Raw genomic sequence first — 17,367 nt, 5'->3', positions numbered from 1 at the left:
CACAAGGGCAGGAAAAAGAGCCCCGGGGCGACCGGGGCTCCGTGGGTCTGCGCGCTGGTGACGACGAGGATGAGCGCAGTCCCTATGTCATAGACAGCAGGTGCGATCAAACGTTCCCTGCAGATTCTTGTTGCGTTGCGACAATCCGGGGCCGATACCGCACGTTCTGCGTGTTATGGTGCTCCACCCCGCCCGTGGCTGATGTCGGGGGCGGTAAAGGGCCGATGGCGGTTGTCTGGCAAATTGTCCCATTGCTATAATTCTGCGTCTCGATGGACGCCAAAACGTCCTCAATCCACCACCAACTGCAGGTTTTTCCGTGCTGAACTCCGTTGATGCGAGTCGGCGGCTGATGCTGCGCGCAGCGATTTACCCATTGGTGGCGGTGGTTGTGGTGTCCCTGGCGTTTTCGTGCCTGGGGATGAAATACGCCATCGGTGCCGCTGTGACCGGGCTGGCGACTGTGGCAGGGGGGGGGGTGGCGGCACGCACGGCGCTCGGTGGCGGTGTGCAGGCAGCGGGTTCGGCGATGGCGCGGTTGATCGTGGCCATGGTGTTCAAATGGGTGTTGGTGTTCGCGGTACTGGCGCTGGGTTTTGCCTGGTGGCGGTTGCCCCCTATGGCCCTGTTGGCGGGTATCGCCGTCGGGTTGATGTTCCAGGTTCTGGCTTTGGCCAGGCGTTGATCGAATCGAAAAAAGGCTCAGGACTCATGGCGGGCGAGGCAGCAACCCCTACCTCCTACATCCAGCATCACCTCAAGAACCTCACCTTCCAGGTGCAGGAAGGCGGTTTCTGGCAATTGCATATCGACACGCTGGTGATGTCGTTGCTGATGGGCCTGCTGATGGTGTTTGCCTTCTGGATGGCCACGCGCAAAGCCACCGCTGGCGTGCCGGGCAAGTGGCAGGCGTTCGTGGAAATCATGCTGGAGTTCGTCGACCGTCAGGCCAAGGACACCTACCACGGCACCAGCAAGTTGGTGACGCCGATCGCGATCACGCTGTTTTTCTGGATCTTGATGATGAACCTCATCAAGCTGATCCCGGCGGACTTCATCGCCAAGCCGCTGGAGTTGGCTGGCGTGCATCACTGGAAGCCGGTGCCCACGGCCGACGTCAATGCCACGCTCGGCATGTCGATCAGTGTGTTCTTCCTGATGGTGTTCTTCTCGCTGCGCTCCAAGGGCGTGGGCGGGATGGCCAAGGAATTCCTCACGGCGCCGTTCGGCAAGTGGATGCTGCCGTTCAACCTGATTCTCAACATCGTCGAATGGCTGAGCAAGCCGGTGTCGCTGGGGATGCGATTGTTCGGCAACATGTTTGGCGGCGAGATCGTGTTCCTGCTGATCTGGGTGCTGGGCGGTGCCGGCATCTTCGGTGCGTTGGCCGGCGGCGCGTTCGGCTTCGGTTGGATGCTGTTCCACCTGCTGGTGATTCCGTTGCAAGCGTTCATTTTCATGATGCTGTCCATCGTGTACCTGAGCCTGGCGGAAGACAGCCACTAACGTTTCGTTTTCTGTTTCACCTGTTTCTGTAACCCTTCGTTCGCTTCACCATCCTCAAGCAACTTTGTTCCTGGAGAAAACCATGTTCTTTGCCGTTCTGACCAACCTCGCCCAAGTCCAGAGCTCCACCATCCTCGCCGTCGGCATCATGATCGGCTTGGCCGCGCTGGGTGCTGGCCTCGGTTTGGCCATCATGGCCGGCAAGTTCCTGGAGTCGGCCGCGCGCCAGCCGGAATTGATCCCGGTGTTGCAGGTCCGCATGTTCATCACCGCCGGCCTGATCGACGCCGCGTTCATCATCAGCGTCGCGGTCGGTCTGCTGTTCGCGATCGCCAACCCGATGATCGGCGAGTTCGTCGCGCGTCTGCCGCAGGTCGGTTGATCCCGTCGCACCGGCACGCGGTCGCCTCAGGCGGCCGCCGTTGCGGAGGAAGGTTCGGACGTGTCGCCGTGCTGGCGGCGCGCCCACCACGTCATCTTTGGTTGAGCGTACCCCATGAATATCGGTCTCACCCTTTTTGCCCAGGCGCTGGCCTTCGCCGGTCTGATCTGGATCGTCGCGACCAAGATCTGGCCGCCACTGATGCAGGCCATCGAAGCGCGTCAGCAGAAGATCGCCGAAGGTCTTGCCGCGGCCGATCGCAGTCAGAAGGATCTGGCGCAGGCGCAGGAAAAGGTCAACGAAGCGTTGAAGGACGCGCGCAGCAAAGCTAACGAGATCATCGACCAGGCCCACGCGCGTGCCAACCAGATCGTCGAGGCGGCCAGACACGAAGCGGTTGTCGAAGCCAACCGGCAGAAGGAGCTGGCGCAGGCCGAGATCGAGGCGGCGGCCAATCGTGCGCGCGAAGACCTGCGTCGCCAGGTCTCGCTGCTGGCGGTGAGCGGTGCCGAAAAGCTGCTCAAGCGCGAAATCGATGCCAATGCGCACAAGACGCTGCTCGACGCGTTGGCGGCGGAGCTCTGAGATGAGTCAGTCCCTCACACTTGCACGTCCCTACGCCCGTGCCGCGTTCGCTGCGGCGAGCGATGCCGGCAAGCTCGTGCCGTGGTCGCAGGCGCTGGCGTTCTCCGCCCAGGTCGCGGCCGATCCACGCGTGGCCGCGTTGTTGCACAACCCGCAGTTGCAGCGCGAACAGGCGGTGACGCTGCTCGCGCCGGAGCAGGCCGACGAGCAGTATCGGCGCTTTCTGAGCCTGCTGGCGGAAGGTCAGCGCCTGCCGCTGCTGCCGGAGATCGCCGGGCTGTACGATCAGTTGCGTGCCGACGCCGAGCGCGTGGTCAAGGCCAACGTGACTTCCGCCGCCGCCCTGAGCGATGCGGAAGTGGCCTCGTTGAAGCTGGCATTGCAGCAGCGTTTCGGCCGCGAGGTCGAGATCGCCACGATGGTGGACGCCTCGCTGATCGGCGGTGCGGTGATCGACGCGGGCGATGTGGTCATCGATGGCTCGTTGAAAGGCAAGCTATCGCGTCTGCAATCCGCATTGGTCCACTAAGAACCGGGAATGGCGAAGAGAGAAGAGACAACCCGGCCTGGCGACGATGCCCTGCGCGATTTCCGATTCTCCATTCCCGATTCTCAAAAAAGCTAACCACACGTCGCCATTCGCCGCTGTGCGATGGACGATACGAAGGAAACCAAGATGGCAACCACGCTCAACCCCTCCGAAATCAGCGAACTGATCAAGAACCGCATCGAGCAGGTCAAGCTGGCCGCGGAGTCGCGCAACGAAGGCACGGTCACCAGCGTGTCCGACGGCATCGTGCGCATCTTCGGCTTGGCCGACGTGATGCAGGGCGAAATGATCGAACTGCCGAACGACACCTATGCCCTGGCCCTGAACCTGGAGCGTGACTCGGTCGGTGCCGTGGTGCTTGGCGACTACGAGAACCTGCGCGAAGGCGACATCGCCAAGACCACCGGCCGCATCCTGGAAGTGCCGGTGGGCAAGGAGTTGCTGGGCCGCGTGGTCAACGCGCTGGGCGAGCCGATCGACGGCAAGGGCCCGCTGGGCACCCGTGCGACCGCGCCGGTGGAGCGCGTGGCGCCGGGCGTGATCTGGCGCAAGTCGGTGGATCAGCCGGTGCAGACCGGATACAAGTCGGTCGATGCGATGATCCCGATCGGCCGCGGCCAGCGCGAGTTGCTCATCGGCGATCGTCAGACCGGCAAGACCGCGCTGGCCATCGACGCGGTGATCAACCAGAAGACCACCGGCATCAAGTGCGTGTACGTGGCAATCGGGCAGAAGGCTTCGACCGTCGCCAACATCGTGCGCAAGCTGGAAGAGAACGGCGCGCTGGCGCACACCATCGTGGTCGCCGCGACGGCCTCCGAATCGGCGGCGATGCAATACATCAGCGCCTACGCCGGCTGCACCATGGGCGAATATTTCATGGACCGCGGCGAAGACGCGCTGATCGTGTACGACGATCTGTCCAAGCAGGCCGTGGCCTACCGGCAGATTTCGTTGCTGTTGAAGCGCCCGCCGGGTCGCGAAGCGTATCCGGGCGACGTGTTCTACCTGCACAGCCGTCTGCTGGAGCGCGCCGCGCGCGTGTCCGAGAAGTACGTGGAGCAGTTCACCAAGGGCGAGGTCAAGGGCAAGACCGGGTCGCTGACCGCGCTGCCGATCATCGAGACCCAGGCCGGCGACGTATCCGCGTTCGTGCCGACCAACGTGATTTCGATCACCGACGGCCAGATCTTCCTGGAAACCGACCTGTTCAACGCCGGCATCCGCCCGGCGGTGAACGCGGGCATTTCGGTGTCGCGCGTCGGTGGCGCCGCGCAGACCAAGATCATCAAGAAGCTCTCCGGCGGTATTCGCATCTCGCTGGCGCAGTACCGCGAGCTGGCGGCGTTCGCGCAGTTCGCCTCGGACCTGGACGAAGCCACCCGCAAGCAGCTCGAGCGCGGTCAGCGCGTCACCGAGTTGATGAAGCAGAAGCAGTACCTACCGATGTCTATCGCCAACCAGGCCTTGTCGATCTACGCGGTCAACGAGGGTTACCTGGACGACGTGCCGGTCAACAAGATCGGTGGGTTCGAGGAAGGCCTGCACGCGCACTTCGCCAACACCGCCGGCGAGTTGATCGCCAAGGTCAACGAGACCGGCGACTGGAATGGCGAGATCGAGGCGGCGTTCAAGAAGGGTATCGGCGAATTCAAGACCACCGGTAGCTGGTAAAGCGCCGGGACCCGGAATCCGGGACCCGGGACCCGCGCAAGCGGAGTCCCAGGGACCGTGACCTGGGCGCCGGGTGACAATAACGAGTCGTGATCCAGGGCCTTTACCGGGTCCCGGATTCCGGGTCCAGAGTCCCGAGAAGAGAAATGGCAGGCGGACGCGAAATCAAATCCAAGATCAAGAGCGTGCAGAACACCCGCAAGGTGACTCGTGCGCTCGAGATGGTCTCGGCCTCCAAGATCCGCAAGGCGCAGGATCGGATGAAGACCTCGCGGCCCTACGCGCAGGCGATGAAGCAGGTGATCGGGCATCTGGCGCAGGCCAGCACCGAGTACACGCATCCGTTCCTGGTGCAGCGCGAGACGGTCAAGCGCGTCGGTTATATCGTGATCTCCTCTGATCGCGGCTTGGCCGGTGGCTTGAACAACAACCTGTTCCGCAAGATGCTGGGCGAAGTGCGCCAGTGGCAGGACCAGGGCGCTGAGGTTGACGTGGTCACCATCGGGCAAAAGGCGTCGGTGTTTTTCCGCCGGCTCAAGGTGAATATGGTCGGCAGCGTCAGCCACCTTGGCGATGTGCCGCACCTGGAACAGTTGGTCGGTGTGATCAAGGTCATGCTGGACGCGTTCACCGAGGGCACGCTGGATCGCGTGTATCTGGTCTACAACCACTTCATCAACACGATGACGCAGAAGGCCAGTTTCGACCAGTTGCTGCCGCTACCAGCGGCGGAATACAAGGTCGCGCACCACGACTGGGATTATCTGTACGAACCCGATGCCGCGACTGTGCTGGAGCATGTGATGCGCCGTTACATCGAGTCGCTGGTGTACCAGGCGGTGCTGGAGAACGTGGCCTCCGAGCATGCGGCGCGCATGGTCGCGATGAAGGCGGCCAGCGACAACGCCAGCAAGCTAATCAGCACCTTGCAGTTGGTTTACAACAAGGCACGTCAGGCGGCGATTACCCAAGAAATTTCCGAAATCGTCGGCGGCGCGGCCGCTGTGTAGCCGGGAATCGGGAAAGATGCCGGAGTGCTCGCTGCCGTAAGCCGTTCCTCCCGCGCCAGATTCCCCGTTCCCCATTCCCGATACCAGATTCGCATAGACATTAAGTGGAGTTACCCAAATGAGTCAGGGCAAGATCGTTCAGATCATCGGCGCGGTCGTCGACGTCGAATTCGCACGGGCCGATGTGCCGAAGATTTACGACGCGTTGAAGGTCGAAGGCACCGCCATCACGCTGGAAGTACAGCAGCAGCTGGGCGATGGCGTCGTGCGCACCATTGCCCTCGGCTCCACCGATGGCCTCAAGCGCAATCTGGTCGCGACCAACACCGGCCGCGCGATCGCGGTGCCGGTCGGCGCGGGCACGCTGGGCCGCATCATGGACGTGCTGGGCCGTCCGATCGACGAAGCCGGCGAGGTGAAGGCCACCGACCATTGGGAAATCCACCGCGCTGCGCCGACATATGAAGATCAGTCCTCGGCCACCGAATTGCTGGAAACCGGCATCAAGGTCATCGACCTGATGTGCCCGTTCGCCAAGGGCGGTAAGGTTGGCCTATTCGGCGGCGCCGGTGTCGGCAAGACCGTCAACATGATGGAACTGATCAACAACATCGCCAAGGCACACGCGGGCTTGTCGGTGTTCGCTGGCGTGGGCGAGCGGACCCGCGAGGGCAACGACTTCTACCACGAAATGAAGGACTCCAACGTCCTGGACAAGGTCGCGATGGTGTACGGCCAGATGAACGAGCCGCCGGGCAATCGCCTGCGCGTCGCACTGACCGGCCTGACCATGGCCGAGTACTTCCGCGACGAGAAGGATGCCTCGGGCAAGGGCAAGGACGTGCTGCTGTTCGTCGACAATATCTACCGCTACACCCTGGCCGGTACCGAAGTGTCGGCGCTGCTGGGCCGCATGCCGTCGGCGGTGGGTTACCAGCCGACCCTGGCCGAGGAAATGGGCGTGTTGCAGGAGCGCATCACCTCCACCAAGAACGGCTCGATCACCTCGATCCAGGCGGTGTACGTGCCCGCGGACGACCTCACCGACCCGTCGCCGGCGACCACCTTCGCCCACCTCGACGCCACCGTCGTGCTGTCGCGTAACATCGCCTCGCTGGGCATCTATCCGGCGGTGGACCCGTTGGATTCGACCAGCCGCCAGCTCGATCCGAACGTGATCGGCCACGAGCATTACGACACCGCGCGCCGCGTGCAGTCCACCTTGCAGAAGTACAAGGAGCTGAAGGACATCATCGCGATCCTGGGCATGGACGAACTGTCCGAAGAGGACAAGCAGGCCGTGTCGCGCGCGCGCAAGATCGAGCGCTTCTTCAGCCAGCCGTTCCACGTGGCCGAAGTGTTCACCGGCTCGCCGGGCAAGTACGTGTCGCTGAAGGACACCATCCGCGGCTTCAAGGCGATCGTCGATGGCGAGTACGACCACCTGCCGGAGCAGGCGTTCTACATGGTCGGCGGCATCGAGGAAGCGGTCGAGAAAGCCAAGAAGATGGCCGAAAAGGCCTGATCTGTGCAGCCGGCTGCACGCGGTCGGCGCACGCATCCGCACGTCAGTTGTCAGCTATCGTCAAGGTGGGGCGCAGGACATCGAAGCACCGGGCAAGTCACGCGACCGTTGAGCCGCCTGGCCAATTCCGCCGCCGCAGTCCAGCGTCCCACCTCATCCAGTGAGGCACCATGAGCACCATCCGTTGCGACATCGTCAGCGCCGAGAATGAGATCTACCACGGCGAGGCGACCCTGGTGGTCGTCACCGGCGAGCTGGGCGAGTTGGGCATCGCACCCAAGCATGCACCGCTGATCACTCGGCTCAAGCCCGGCAAGGTGGTGGTGACCACCGCCAGTGGCGAACAGTTGGACTTCGCCATTTCTGGCGGCATTCTTGAGGTGCAGCCGCAGGTGGTCACGATCCTGGCCGACACCGCGATCCGTGCGCAGGATATCGACGAGGCGTCCGTGCGCAAGGCCAAGGAAGAAGCCGAGCGTTTGCTGGCCGGTCGCGGTGAAGGCATTGATGTGGCCGAAGCACAGGCGAAGCTGGCGCAAGTGACCGCCCAGTTGCAGGCGTTGGAACGCCTGCGCAGGAATCTCAGGCACTGAGTGTCATGTGCGGCCGATGGGCGGTCGCATGCGCGATGAAGACGCCGGCGGTTGCCGGCGTTGTCGTGTCTGCGCGATGCCATGTCGCTGTCGCTTCAAGCCGCAGGACTGCGACGGGGATTCTGGAGACGCCTGCTGTATCGCTGTCGTGGTGGATTGTGACGGAAGCATGCTTCTGGCTTTATCGTTGCTGACTCGATGGCGGTGGCGAGAGACAACATGGCGTTGTGTCATTGCATGCCTCAACGGCTGCGGCAAGATGTCGGCCCGATCTGCGCATCCTTCCCCTCGCCTGCAGACGGTTCTCGGAGACTCACGATGACCACAACCGCTTCCTCTTCCCTTGCGCATGCCCTGACGGCGCTGCTGGCCGGTGCCGCTTTGATGGGGTGTGCGATTCCCGCCCGCAGCTCGACCCCGCTGGAGCCGCTGCTCGATCGCATCGTCGCGCGCAATGCCATCGGCGACCAGGTGGCGCTGAGCAAATGGGATAGCGGCAAGCCGGTGCTGGATAGCGTACGCGAGGCCGCCGTACTGGCGAAGGTGCGCGAACAGGCGCCGGCGCATGGTGTGGATCCCGACGATGCGGCGCGCTTTTTCAGCATGCAGATCGAATCCAACAAGCTGGTCCAGTACGAATTGTTGTCGCGTTGGCACCTGCGTGGTCGCGCGCCCGAGCGTCCGCGCCCTGACCTGACTACCCTGCGCACACGCCTGGATCAGTTGCAGGGCGAGATGCTCGATGCCTTGCAGGCCAGCGCGACGCTGCGGCAGGCGTCGGACTGTCCGGCCACGACCGCCCGTGCCGCAGAAGTCTATGCGCAGCGCTGGCAGTTGGATCAACTCCACCGCACCGCGCTGGTTCGTAGCCTGGGCGATTTCTGCCACTGAGTGTGCATCGGTTGCGCTGTTGCATGAACAAGCGCGTGCGATGGCGTCTTGCCATCGCACGCGCTTCAGCGCCGCATGCCGATGGGTTAGCGATACACCAACTGTCGGCCGAGAAAGAACGACACCACGGACAGCATGCCTTCGACCAGCGGCTTGCCTAACCAGGCTAGACGCAGACCCAGCGCGTTCGCGCACAGGGACACCAGCCAAGTGCTGAGGACGGTGAGCGTCAGCCACATGGCGGCGAAGCGAGCGAAGCGCTGCCAACCCAGGCGGGGGACGTTGCCGTTGGCGAAGGTGATGCGGCCGTTGAGCCAGAACCCGAGCATGGCTCCGCAGATGCGGCCCAGCACGTTGCCGGGAATCGGTGGCATGCCCGCGGCGGTCGCCCCGACGAACACGCTCCAATCGACCAGCAATTGCAGCAGGCCGATCAGCATAAATTGGCTGCTCTGTCGCAGGAGACTCATGCACATCCAGGGTGAGGGGCTGACCGCGCATGCTAGCGGTTGCCGTACCGAGATACACTCCTGCCTCGTGCAGGGCACAGCGCACGGCACGGCAAGCCTTTAACATTGCCCATCGTCCGAAACGGAAACCGCCGCATGAGCCTGCCACTGCACGTCGTGATTCTCGCCGCCGGCGCGGGCAAACGGATGAAGTCGGCCAAGTCCAAGGTCCTGCACTGCATTGCCGGCCGCCCGATGCTGGCGCACGTGATCGAGGCCGCACGCCAGTTGCAGCCGCAGGCGATCCACATCGTCTACGGGCATGGCGGCGACGCGGTGCGGGCCGCCTTCGCCGAGCAGACGGATTTGCTGTGGGCCGAACAGGCCCAGCAATTGGGAACCGGCCATGCAGTGCGGCAGGCGATGGAGGCGGTGCCGGATGCGGCCACCGTATTGGTGTTGTATGGCGACGTGCCGTTGATCCGTACCGACACGTTATTGCGCCTGTTGCACGCGCCGGGCCGTTTGGCGGTGCTGGTGGCCGAGCCAGACGACCCGACCGGCTATGGCCGGATCGTGCGCGATGCAGCCGGCAAGGTCGCGGCGATCGTCGAACAAAAGGACGCTGACGATGCGCAGCGCCGCATCCGCACCGTCAACACCGGCATCATCACCGCCGAATCCACGGCATTGCGACGCTGGTTGGCGGGGCTGCGCAACGACAACGCGCAGGGCGAGTATTACCTAACCGACGTGTTCGCCGCCGCCGCTGCCGAGTTCACCCCGGCGGAGATGGTGCTGGTGGACGATCCGATCGAAGCCGAAGGCGCCAATGATCCATGGCAACTGGCGCAGTTGGAGCGCGCCTGGCAGCTGCGCGCGGCACGCGCGCTGTGCGAACAGGGCGTGCAGGTGCTGGACCCCAATCGCCTTGACCAGCGTGGTCGCGTGCGCGTGGGCCGCGATGTGCGTATCGATGTGAATGTGATCCTGGAAGGCGAGGTGGAGCTTGGCGACGATGTCAGCATCGGCCCATTCGTCCGGCTGAAGGATGTGGTGCTGGGGCCAGGCACCGAGGTGCGCGCGCATTGCGATCTGGAAGGCGTGGTCGCCGAAGGCGCGGTGCAGATCGGGCCGTTCGCGCGGCTGCGGCCGGGCACCGTGTTGGCCGATGGTGTGCACATCGGCAACTTCGTCGAGACCAAGCAGGCGGTCCTCGGTGTCGGCAGCAAGGCCAATCACCTGAGCTACCTGGGCGATGCGAAGATCGGCAGCGGGGTCAATCTCGGCGCGGGTACCATTACCTGCAACTACGATGGCGTGAACAAGTCGCAGACCATCATCGGCGATGGCGTGTTCGTCGGTTCCAACAGCGCGCTGGTGGCGCCGCTGGAGATCGGTGCTGGCGCCACCATCGGTGCCGGCTCGGTGATCACCCGCAGCGCGCCGGCCGGCAAGCTGAGCGTGGCCCGCGTGCGCCAGGAAACCATCGAGGGCTGGAAGCGCCCGAGCAAGCGTGACTGAGTCGGCGGCGTGGGGTATCGTGAAGCGCGACTCAGCCCAGGCTGTTGATCGAGGTGGTGACTGGCAGCGCAATGGTCACGCATAGCCCGCCGGCATCGCGGTTGTGCAGCGACAGGCGGCCGCCGTGCGCTTCGACGATTTCCCGGGTTAATGCCAAGCCGAGGCCGGTGCCATTGCGCTTGGTCGAGTAGAACGGCATCAGCGCGTGATGCAGCACCGCTTCGCTCATGCCGCTGCCGCGGTCCAGCACCTCGATGCGCAGCCAGTCCGGACGCGTGGACACGCGCACGCGCACGCCGTCGGCTGACATCAACTGCTCGGGGCTGGATTCGTGTGCGTTTTTGAGCAGATTGAGCAGCGCCTGCTGCAGTTGTGCTGGATCGACTCGGCTGTGCAGATCCGGCGCTTCCAGGTCCAGTGCGAACGGAATCTGCTGCTGGAGTCCGGCCAGGAATTGCGCCCAGTGCACGCTCTGCAATTGCGGCTGGGGTAGTTTGGCGAAGTGCGCGTAGCCGCGGATGAAGCCCTCTAGGTGTCGTGCGCGTTCCTCGATGGTGCCGAATACTTCTTCTAGTCGCTCTACTTTCTGTCGCCGTACCAACTCGGCGCCGGAATGCGCCAGCGAGGCGATCGGAGCCAGCGAGTTGTTCAGTTCGTGGCTGATGACCCGGATCACTTTTTTCCAGGTATGCACTTCCTGTCGGCGCAGTTCGGCGGTGAGCAGGCGCAGCAGTAGCAGTTCGTGCGGACGCCCGTTGAGATGGAAGCGACGCCGCGATACGTGGTAAATCTGTTCTTCCTCTGCATCCTGCTTGTGGTCCTCGATCGAGAACAGGCTGTCGCCGCCGCGCGCGATGGCGTCGCGCAGCGGCGCCGGTACAGCCAGCAGCAGATCGTCCAGGCGTTGTCCTTCCAGCTTCCAGCCGCCATGCAGCAGCTTGCGCGCGGCCAGGTTGGAGAAAATCACACGGTGCAGGCCATCGCCGCCCTTGCAGGTCAGCAGCATCGCCACCGGGGTGTTCTGCACCATGGTGTCGAGCATCAGCTCGCGCTGTATCAGTGCTTGTCGTTGCTCGCGCAGGATCTCGCCGAGCTGTTGGTGCGCTGCCACCATTTTCCCCAATTCGTCGTCGCTGCGCCATGACACGCTGACGTTGTACTCGCCGTCGCGGTAGCTGCCGATGATGCTGGCCAGGGCGCGGAACAGCGAACGCATCGGCGCGGTGGCGTGGTGCAGGGCCAACCACGTCAGTGCGATCAGCACCAGGGCCGACAGCGTCATCGTTTCCCAACGGCGTTCCATCCAATGCGCCAGCAACCACGGCAATGTCGCCGCCAGCGCCAGCAGTGGCAGCAGGCGCAGGAACAACTCGGTGGTGAAGGAAGGGCGCAGTTTCATTCGCGTGGGATGCCGTAGCGATCCATGCGTCGGTACAGCGCTTGCCGGCTCATGCCCAGTTCGGCCGCCGCCTGGGCGATGACACCGTGAGCGCGCCTCAGCACGGTCACGATGCGCTCGCGGTCCGGTTCGTCCGTGTGGCTGCTGCGTTGCGGCGCGGGCCTGGGCAGATTGAGGTCGGCGGACTGGATCTGTGCGCCGCTGGCCAGTAATTCGGCACGTTGGATTACGTTGCGCAGCTCGCGCACGTTGCCGGGCCAGGTATGCCGTTGCAGTGCCTGCGTGGCGCCGATCGACAGCGTCTTGGTGCTGGATAGAAACGCTTCGGCCAGCGGCAGGATATCCCCAGGACGCTCGGCGAGCGCCGGCAGCGACAGTTCCACCGCATTGAGCCGATAGTACAGATCCTCGCGGAATGTACCTGCGCGGATCATCGCGCTCACGTCGGCATTGGTCGCGCTGATGACCCGGACCTTGACCTGCCGTTCGCGGTTGGAACCGAGCCGCTCGAAGCGACCGGTCTCCAGCACGCGCAGCAGTTTCATCTGCCCGGCCAGCGATAGATTGCCGATCTCGTCTAGGAACAGCGTGCCGCCATCGGCGGCCTCGAACTTGCCTTCGCGGGCCTTGGTGGCGCCGGTGTAGGCACCGGCCTCGGCGCCGAACAGTTCGGCTTCGATCAGTTCGGCTGGAAGCGCAGCGCAGTTCAGGGCTACGAATGGGCCGTCTCGCACCGGCGAGTTGGCCTGGATGATCTCGGCGATCTTTTCTTTACCGCTGCCGTTGGGCCCGGTGATGAGCACCGGCAACGCCGAGCGTGCGATTTGGCAGGCCAGGGCGATGGCGCGCGCGCTGGCGGGATCGGCGAACACGGCGCCGCGTAGATCGTAGCGCCGGGCCAGATCCGCGCGATGGCGGCGCTCGCCGTCGCGACGCCGCTCCAGTTCGCGGTGGGTTTCGGATAGCTCCAGCAAATTGTTGACCGTGGTCAGCAGCTTGCGATCGTCCCAGGGCTTGGCCAGGTAGTCGGCGGCACCCGCCTTGACCAGCTCCACCGCGCTGCTGAGTTGGGTCCAGGCGGTCAGCAGGATCACCGGCAGGTCCGGGTGGCGTGCGCGGATCGCAGCGAACAATGCGGCACCTTCCTCGCCGGAGGTGGTGTCGGCGCTGAAGTTCATGTCCTGCAGCACCAGATCGATGCCGCCATCGTCCAGGCGTTGCAGGCCGGCCTGCGGGCTGTCGGCGTAGGCGGTCTCGATCTCGTGCAGGGAAAACAGCACTTCCAGCGCAGTGGCGACGGCGGGGTTGTCGTCGATGATCAACAGGCAGGGCATCGTGAACCTTGAAGGCGGGCCGGCATGCTGACGCCGGCAGATGGACAAAATGGCATCATCGCAGCCCGTGCCAGACTTGTCGTGTGGATTGCCGCGCTATCAGGCATGACGGGTGGCGATGGCCGGCGGCATGGCGGCGGCGCGACGTGCCGGCCCGAACACGGCGAGCTGACCCATTATCAACAAGACACCCACCCCGATCGGCAGGCAGATCGCCGGTAAGCGCGTCAGTTCGTAGTGCTGCATCAGCCACAGATTGGCGGCGTAGGCCATGGGGATGCCCAAGACCAGCCCGGTGCCGATAATCAGCAGGTTCTCCAATTGGAACTGGTGCAGGATCTGCGTGCGGGTCGCACCGAGTGCGCGGCGGATGCCGATCTGGCGCGTGCGTTGCTGGATCCAGAAACCGCTGAGGCTGGCGATGCCGATCAAGGTGATGGCCGTGACCAGCACGCTCACCGAGCCGAACAGCCACACAGCGGCGCGGCGTGGTTTCAGGCGTGCGTTGCGCTGTGATTCGTAGTCACTGACCTTGGGTTCGGTGCCGTGCATCAGGTCTGCACCGAGTGCGCGCTTGAGCTGTGGCGCGATCTGTGCAATCACTGCATCGCGTTGTTCCGGCGCGACGCGCACGGCATAGTTCAGAATGGGCGTGTCGGTGATTTTGCCGGGTGTCAGCATCGAGAACTCGGCTTTGCCATCGTCGAGTTCGTCGAGCTGGTAGCGCAGCAGGTGCCGGACCAAGCCGACCACCACGAAGTGATCGGTGTCTTGCGGATCCCTGCCGGTGAGGATGCCACCCAAGGCCGGGCCCGCGCCGAACAGCCTGCGCGCCAGCGCCTCGGTGAGGATGACGGGGGTGGTACCTTTGTTGAGCATGGGCGACGTTGACAGGTCGATGTTGTACATTTCATCGTGGCTGAAGCGGCGGCCAGCGCTGAGCTCCAAGCCCAGCGCATCGAATGCGGTGTCGCCGCTGTACAGGCTTGGGATTTCCGATCCGGCGGGACCTTTCAGCAGGATCGTCACTGTTAACGAGGAACTCATCGGCAATCCAATCATCGGTGACACCGCCTTGACGCCAGGGATCTTGCGTAGCGCATCGGTTGCCGTGAGGATCTGCGCGGCGTTCCAGTTGCCGGCCTGGTTGATCACTTGGTCCACGATCACCAGCTCCCCGCGTGGGATGCCATCGGCGACCAACATCGGTGCGAGCTTTTGCCAGAGCAGAAACAGCACGTTGAGCAGAATCGCGCATGCCACGGTGGTTTGTGCGATGACCAGTAGCGGCATCAGCGGATGTCGTCGTAACGGAGCGAGATAAGGACGCAGAACAGACATAAGCACCTCAGAGGCTCTTGACTTGCATGGCCGGTGAAAGTCGCGACGCGCGCCATGCGGGGATGAGGCCGACCAGCAGGCCGGTGCCGATCGCCAGCAGCAGCAACAGGCCGAATAGATCAGCCCGGAACTGGGCCAAGTCGCTGTACGTCGTGCTCTGTATGCGCACTACCCACAGACCGAATAGCGTCGCCGGCAATGCCAATATGCCGCCCAGCAATCCGATCAATCCGGACTCGGTCAGGCAGCGCACAAACACCGCGTGGCGCGGCGCGCCCAGCACACGATGGATACCGATTTCGTTAGCGCGGCGCAGGAAGCGCGCCGCGAGCAGGCCGGCGACGTTGAGAATACACAAGCCTAGTAGTGCCAGGGCCAGCCAGAGGTTTAAATGCACGGTATCGGGCACGATGCGATTGGCGGCCAGCCATGCGGACACGTTGTACAGCATGGCTTTCGGAGCTCGTGGAAATACACCGGCAGTGTGCCGTGCCTGTGCGAAGGCCAACAATGCGGAGCGGTAGTTGTCTACTTGTGCCTCGGTCTGCAACTGCGCCCACAGCATCAGCCAGCGGCAGGCGTGCAGATTGATCTCATTGAAGCGCATGCCACCGGGGCTATTATCGTCACACTGCATCCCCACCGATGGTGGGGCATCGGCATCGAGCGCGGCTTGCGCCGGGACAAAGAATTCGATCGGTAAGTTGCTCCACGCCTGATCCAGTGATTGCAGGAAGTAGAACCCCGGCCTCGGTCCCCAATCGTCGCTGATGCCGATGATCCGAAACAGATGTTTGCCCAAGCGCAGTTGGTGGCCCAGCCCATGTTCGGTGCCGAACAATCGCAGACTCTGCCGATGGCCGATGATCGCCACCGGCACACGGTCGCGCTCTTCCTGCTCGGTCCAATAGCGGCCTTCGCGCAGTGGCACGCCAAAGATGCGGGGCATCGGACCCAATGCCGCCACGCCACCAACAGATGCGCTCTGGCGCTGATCTTCGTTGGTGATCGTGAACTGGCTGGAAGCCAGTGCGGTCTGTGGGATGTCCGGATGTGACGCCATGAAGCGTTGAACATCGGCTATTTTCCACTGTGATGGCGGCAGTGGGTGTGGTTCGTCGAGCGTGTTGTCGGTGGCGGCCTCGCGCGAATCCACCCAGCCCAGATACAACTGCTGGCTGAGTCCTGGTAATGGATCGGCGGAGAGCACCTTCAGCAGTGTCAGCATCGTCATCACCGCAGCCAGGCCGAGCGCGAGCGTCAGCATGGTCAGTAGCATGGTGCGCGGATGGCGACGTGCGCCGCGTATTCCGAGTTCAACGGCGTATGGCAGTGGCATCAGTGGATCCGCGAGGATGGAGATGGAAAAACATCGCGTACTTCTGCTTACGCGCTGCGCGTAGCGATGGCCGGTGGCACGGCAGCGGCGCGCAGCGCCGGGCCGAGGACGGCGAGTTGGCCGAGTGCGCACAGTAGTACGGCGCCGACAGGTAGATCGCCGACCGGCAAGCGCTCTACTTCGAAGAACCGCATCAGCAGCACGTTCCCGCTATAGGCCAACAACATGCCCAGCGCCACGCCCGCACCGACGATGAGTAGGTTCTCGATCTGGAAGTAGCGCAGGATGTCGTGGCGGGTTGCGCCGAGCGCGCGGCGGATGCCGATCTGCTTGGTGCGTTGCTGTACCCAAAAGCTGGCTAGGCCGATGATGCCGAGCGCGGTGACCAGCAGCATCGCGACGATGACGGCGACCAGCAAGCGGGTCATCGCACGGTCGTTCTGGAAATAGACTTGGCGCAGTTCGTCCAGCGGTCGGCTGTACACGTTGTCCAGGACTGCGTCGGGCGCCGCACGTGCCACTGCGGTGCGCGCCTGCGCGAGGACGCGCGGCAACGCATGCGGATCGGCGCGCAGCACGTACATGCCCGATTGCGCCGCCTCGCTTACCGGGATCAGCACCGACCAGTCGCTGCCGATTGCGCCATCTTCGCTGCGGCCTGGATCGGGTCGGGCCAGGTGATCGAGGATGCCGATCACCCGGAAGTGGCTGCTCGACCAGAATTCTCGGCCCAACGGATCCTGCCCTGGCCACAGGTGTTCGGCCAGCGCGCGGGTGATCCAGACGTCGGCCTGTGCCGGGGCGAAATGCTCGAACGGTTGATAGTCCGCGTCGTTGAACTCGCGACCACTGCTGGGGTGCAGGCCCAGGGCGGCGACCGCGCCAGGGTTGGCGGTGTAGAAGTGCGGCACTCCACCGTTCGTGGTGCAGTCTCGATCCAGGCACACGCCGTTATTGCCGGTCGGCGGGACGAAGGGCACGCTGTTGATGCTGCCTGCCGCGCGCACGCCGGGCGTGCGGCGAATGGCATCGAGTACCCGCGCGTCCAGATCCATCGTGTTGCAGCCGTCGCAGCCGTGAAGGGACACCAGCCCCAGCGCGGCTTCGTCGATACCGCTATGCAGATGCACCAACTCCAGGCGGTTGCCGATCAGCAAGAAGGCATTGCACAGCACCGCGCAGGCCAACGCGATTTCCAGCCCGATCAGCATTGCGGCGATGCGGTGGCGGAACAGGGCGGACAGAATGGGTCTGATCTGCATCGG

17 protein-coding genes are annotated in these 17,367 nt (G+C 63.8%); 11 read left to right on the top strand and 6 right to left on the bottom strand.

Annotation, left to right across the window (positions count from 1 at the left end; translation table 11 throughout):
* Nucleotides 1-319 precede the first annotated feature (319 nt).
* The 10 genes from XalbCFBP2523_RS04340 to XalbCFBP2523_RS04295 all read left to right on the top strand — a co-directional run bounded on the left by XalbCFBP2523_RS04340 (nucleotide 320) and on the right by XalbCFBP2523_RS04295 (nucleotide 8,716).
* Nucleotides 320-685 (top strand): hypothetical protein, encoded by a 366-nt coding sequence (locus XalbCFBP2523_RS04340; RefSeq protein ID WP_196297600.1) that lies wholly within the window; start codon nucleotides 320-322, stop codon nucleotides 683-685.
* Nucleotides 686-711: 26 nt separating this feature from the next.
* A complete protein-coding gene (gene atpB / locus XalbCFBP2523_RS04335) occupies nucleotides 712-1,506 on the top strand; it encodes a F0F1 ATP synthase subunit A (RefSeq protein WP_012917382.1) in 795 nt (264 codons plus the stop codon).
* 82 nt (nucleotides 1,507-1,588) lie between these two features.
* Nucleotides 1,589-1,888, top strand: a complete 300-nt coding sequence (atpE, locus tag XalbCFBP2523_RS04330; protein ID WP_012917381.1) for a F0F1 ATP synthase subunit C — start codon at nucleotides 1,589-1,591, stop codon at nucleotides 1,886-1,888.
* 114 nt (nucleotides 1,889-2,002) lie between these two features.
* Nucleotides 2,003-2,473 carry a F0F1 ATP synthase subunit B gene (locus tag XalbCFBP2523_RS04325; protein WP_012917380.1) on the top strand — a complete coding sequence of 157 codons (471 nt, stop codon included), beginning with the start codon at nucleotides 2,003-2,005 and terminating at the stop codon, nucleotides 2,471-2,473.
* A 1-nt stretch (nucleotide 2,474) separates the two neighbouring features.
* Nucleotides 2,475-3,002, top strand: coding sequence for a F0F1 ATP synthase subunit delta (locus XalbCFBP2523_RS04320; RefSeq protein ID WP_012917379.1), 528 nt, complete (start codon nucleotides 2,475-2,477; stop codon nucleotides 3,000-3,002).
* Between the two features lie 147 nt (nucleotides 3,003-3,149).
* Complete coding sequence (atpA, locus tag XalbCFBP2523_RS04315; RefSeq protein ID WP_045766834.1) at nucleotides 3,150-4,697, top strand: F0F1 ATP synthase subunit alpha; 1,548 nt, start codon at nucleotides 3,150-3,152, stop codon at nucleotides 4,695-4,697.
* 146 nt (nucleotides 4,698-4,843) lie between these two features.
* Nucleotides 4,844-5,707: a F0F1 ATP synthase subunit gamma gene (atpG, locus tag XalbCFBP2523_RS04310; RefSeq protein WP_045764772.1), complete on the top strand. Its 864-nt coding sequence runs from the start codon at nucleotides 4,844-4,846 to the stop codon at nucleotides 5,705-5,707.
* Nucleotides 5,708-5,825: 118 nt separating this feature from the next.
* Complete coding sequence (gene atpD / locus XalbCFBP2523_RS04305) at nucleotides 5,826-7,232, top strand: F0F1 ATP synthase subunit beta (protein WP_045766395.1); 1,407 nt, start codon at nucleotides 5,826-5,828, stop codon at nucleotides 7,230-7,232.
* A 170-nt stretch (nucleotides 7,233-7,402) separates the two neighbouring features.
* On the top strand, nucleotides 7,403-7,825 hold the full coding sequence (locus tag XalbCFBP2523_RS04300) for a F0F1 ATP synthase subunit epsilon (RefSeq protein WP_012917375.1): 423 nt from the start codon (nucleotides 7,403-7,405) through the stop codon (nucleotides 7,823-7,825).
* A 318-nt stretch (nucleotides 7,826-8,143) separates the two neighbouring features.
* Complete coding sequence (locus XalbCFBP2523_RS04295) at nucleotides 8,144-8,716, top strand: chorismate mutase (protein ID WP_045766394.1); 573 nt, start codon at nucleotides 8,144-8,146, stop codon at nucleotides 8,714-8,716.
* A gap of 86 nt (nucleotides 8,717-8,802) precedes the next feature.
* On the opposite strand, the gene XalbCFBP2523_RS04290 is transcribed toward XalbCFBP2523_RS04295, so the two are convergent.
* Nucleotides 8,803-9,186 carry a GtrA family protein gene (locus XalbCFBP2523_RS04290; RefSeq protein ID WP_045766393.1) on the bottom strand — a complete coding sequence of 128 codons (384 nt, stop codon included), beginning with the start codon at nucleotides 9,184-9,186 and terminating at the stop codon, nucleotides 8,803-8,805.
* Between the two features lie 135 nt (nucleotides 9,187-9,321).
* Here XalbCFBP2523_RS04290 and glmU point away from each other — a divergent pair, with 135 nt between their 5' ends.
* Entirely contained in the window at nucleotides 9,322-10,689 is a 1,368-nt protein-coding gene (gene glmU, locus XalbCFBP2523_RS04285; RefSeq protein WP_045766392.1) for a bifunctional UDP-N-acetylglucosamine diphosphorylase/glucosamine-1-phosphate N-acetyltransferase GlmU, read from the top strand.
* A gap of 31 nt (nucleotides 10,690-10,720) precedes the next feature.
* Here the strand turns inward: glmU and XalbCFBP2523_RS04280 are convergent, their stop codons facing one another.
* The 5 genes from XalbCFBP2523_RS04280 to XalbCFBP2523_RS04260 form a co-directional block, all read right to left on the bottom strand.
* A complete protein-coding gene (locus XalbCFBP2523_RS04280) occupies nucleotides 10,721-12,088 on the bottom strand; it encodes a sensor histidine kinase (RefSeq protein ID WP_045766391.1) in 1,368 nt (455 codons plus the stop codon).
* Nucleotides 12,085-13,422: a sigma-54-dependent transcriptional regulator gene (locus XalbCFBP2523_RS04275; protein WP_045766390.1), complete on the bottom strand. Its 1,338-nt coding sequence runs from the start codon at nucleotides 13,420-13,422 to the stop codon at nucleotides 12,085-12,087. The genes XalbCFBP2523_RS04280 and XalbCFBP2523_RS04275 overlap by 4 nt, the downstream gene beginning before the upstream one ends.
* 99 nt (nucleotides 13,423-13,521) lie before the next feature.
* Complete coding sequence (locus XalbCFBP2523_RS04270) at nucleotides 13,522-14,763, bottom strand: ABC transporter permease (protein WP_045766389.1); 1,242 nt, start codon at nucleotides 14,761-14,763, stop codon at nucleotides 13,522-13,524.
* 7 nt (nucleotides 14,764-14,770) lie between these two features.
* Nucleotides 14,771-16,102, bottom strand: coding sequence for an ABC transporter permease (locus XalbCFBP2523_RS04265; protein WP_045766388.1), 1,332 nt, complete (start codon nucleotides 16,100-16,102; stop codon nucleotides 14,771-14,773).
* 47 nt (nucleotides 16,103-16,149) lie between these two features.
* Nucleotides 16,150-17,364 carry an ABC transporter permease gene (locus XalbCFBP2523_RS04260; RefSeq protein ID WP_045766387.1) on the bottom strand — a complete coding sequence of 405 codons (1,215 nt, stop codon included), beginning with the start codon at nucleotides 17,362-17,364 and terminating at the stop codon, nucleotides 16,150-16,152.
* Nucleotides 17,365-17,367 lie beyond the last annotated feature (3 nt).

It is taken from the genome of Xanthomonas albilineans, from assembly GCF_002939705.1.
GTDB classification, from domain to species: domain Bacteria; phylum Pseudomonadota; class Gammaproteobacteria; order Xanthomonadales; family Xanthomonadaceae; genus Xanthomonas_A; species Xanthomonas_A albilineans.
Note: the sequence above shows the minus strand (reverse complement) of the source record. Positions and strands in the feature narration are given on the sequence as shown.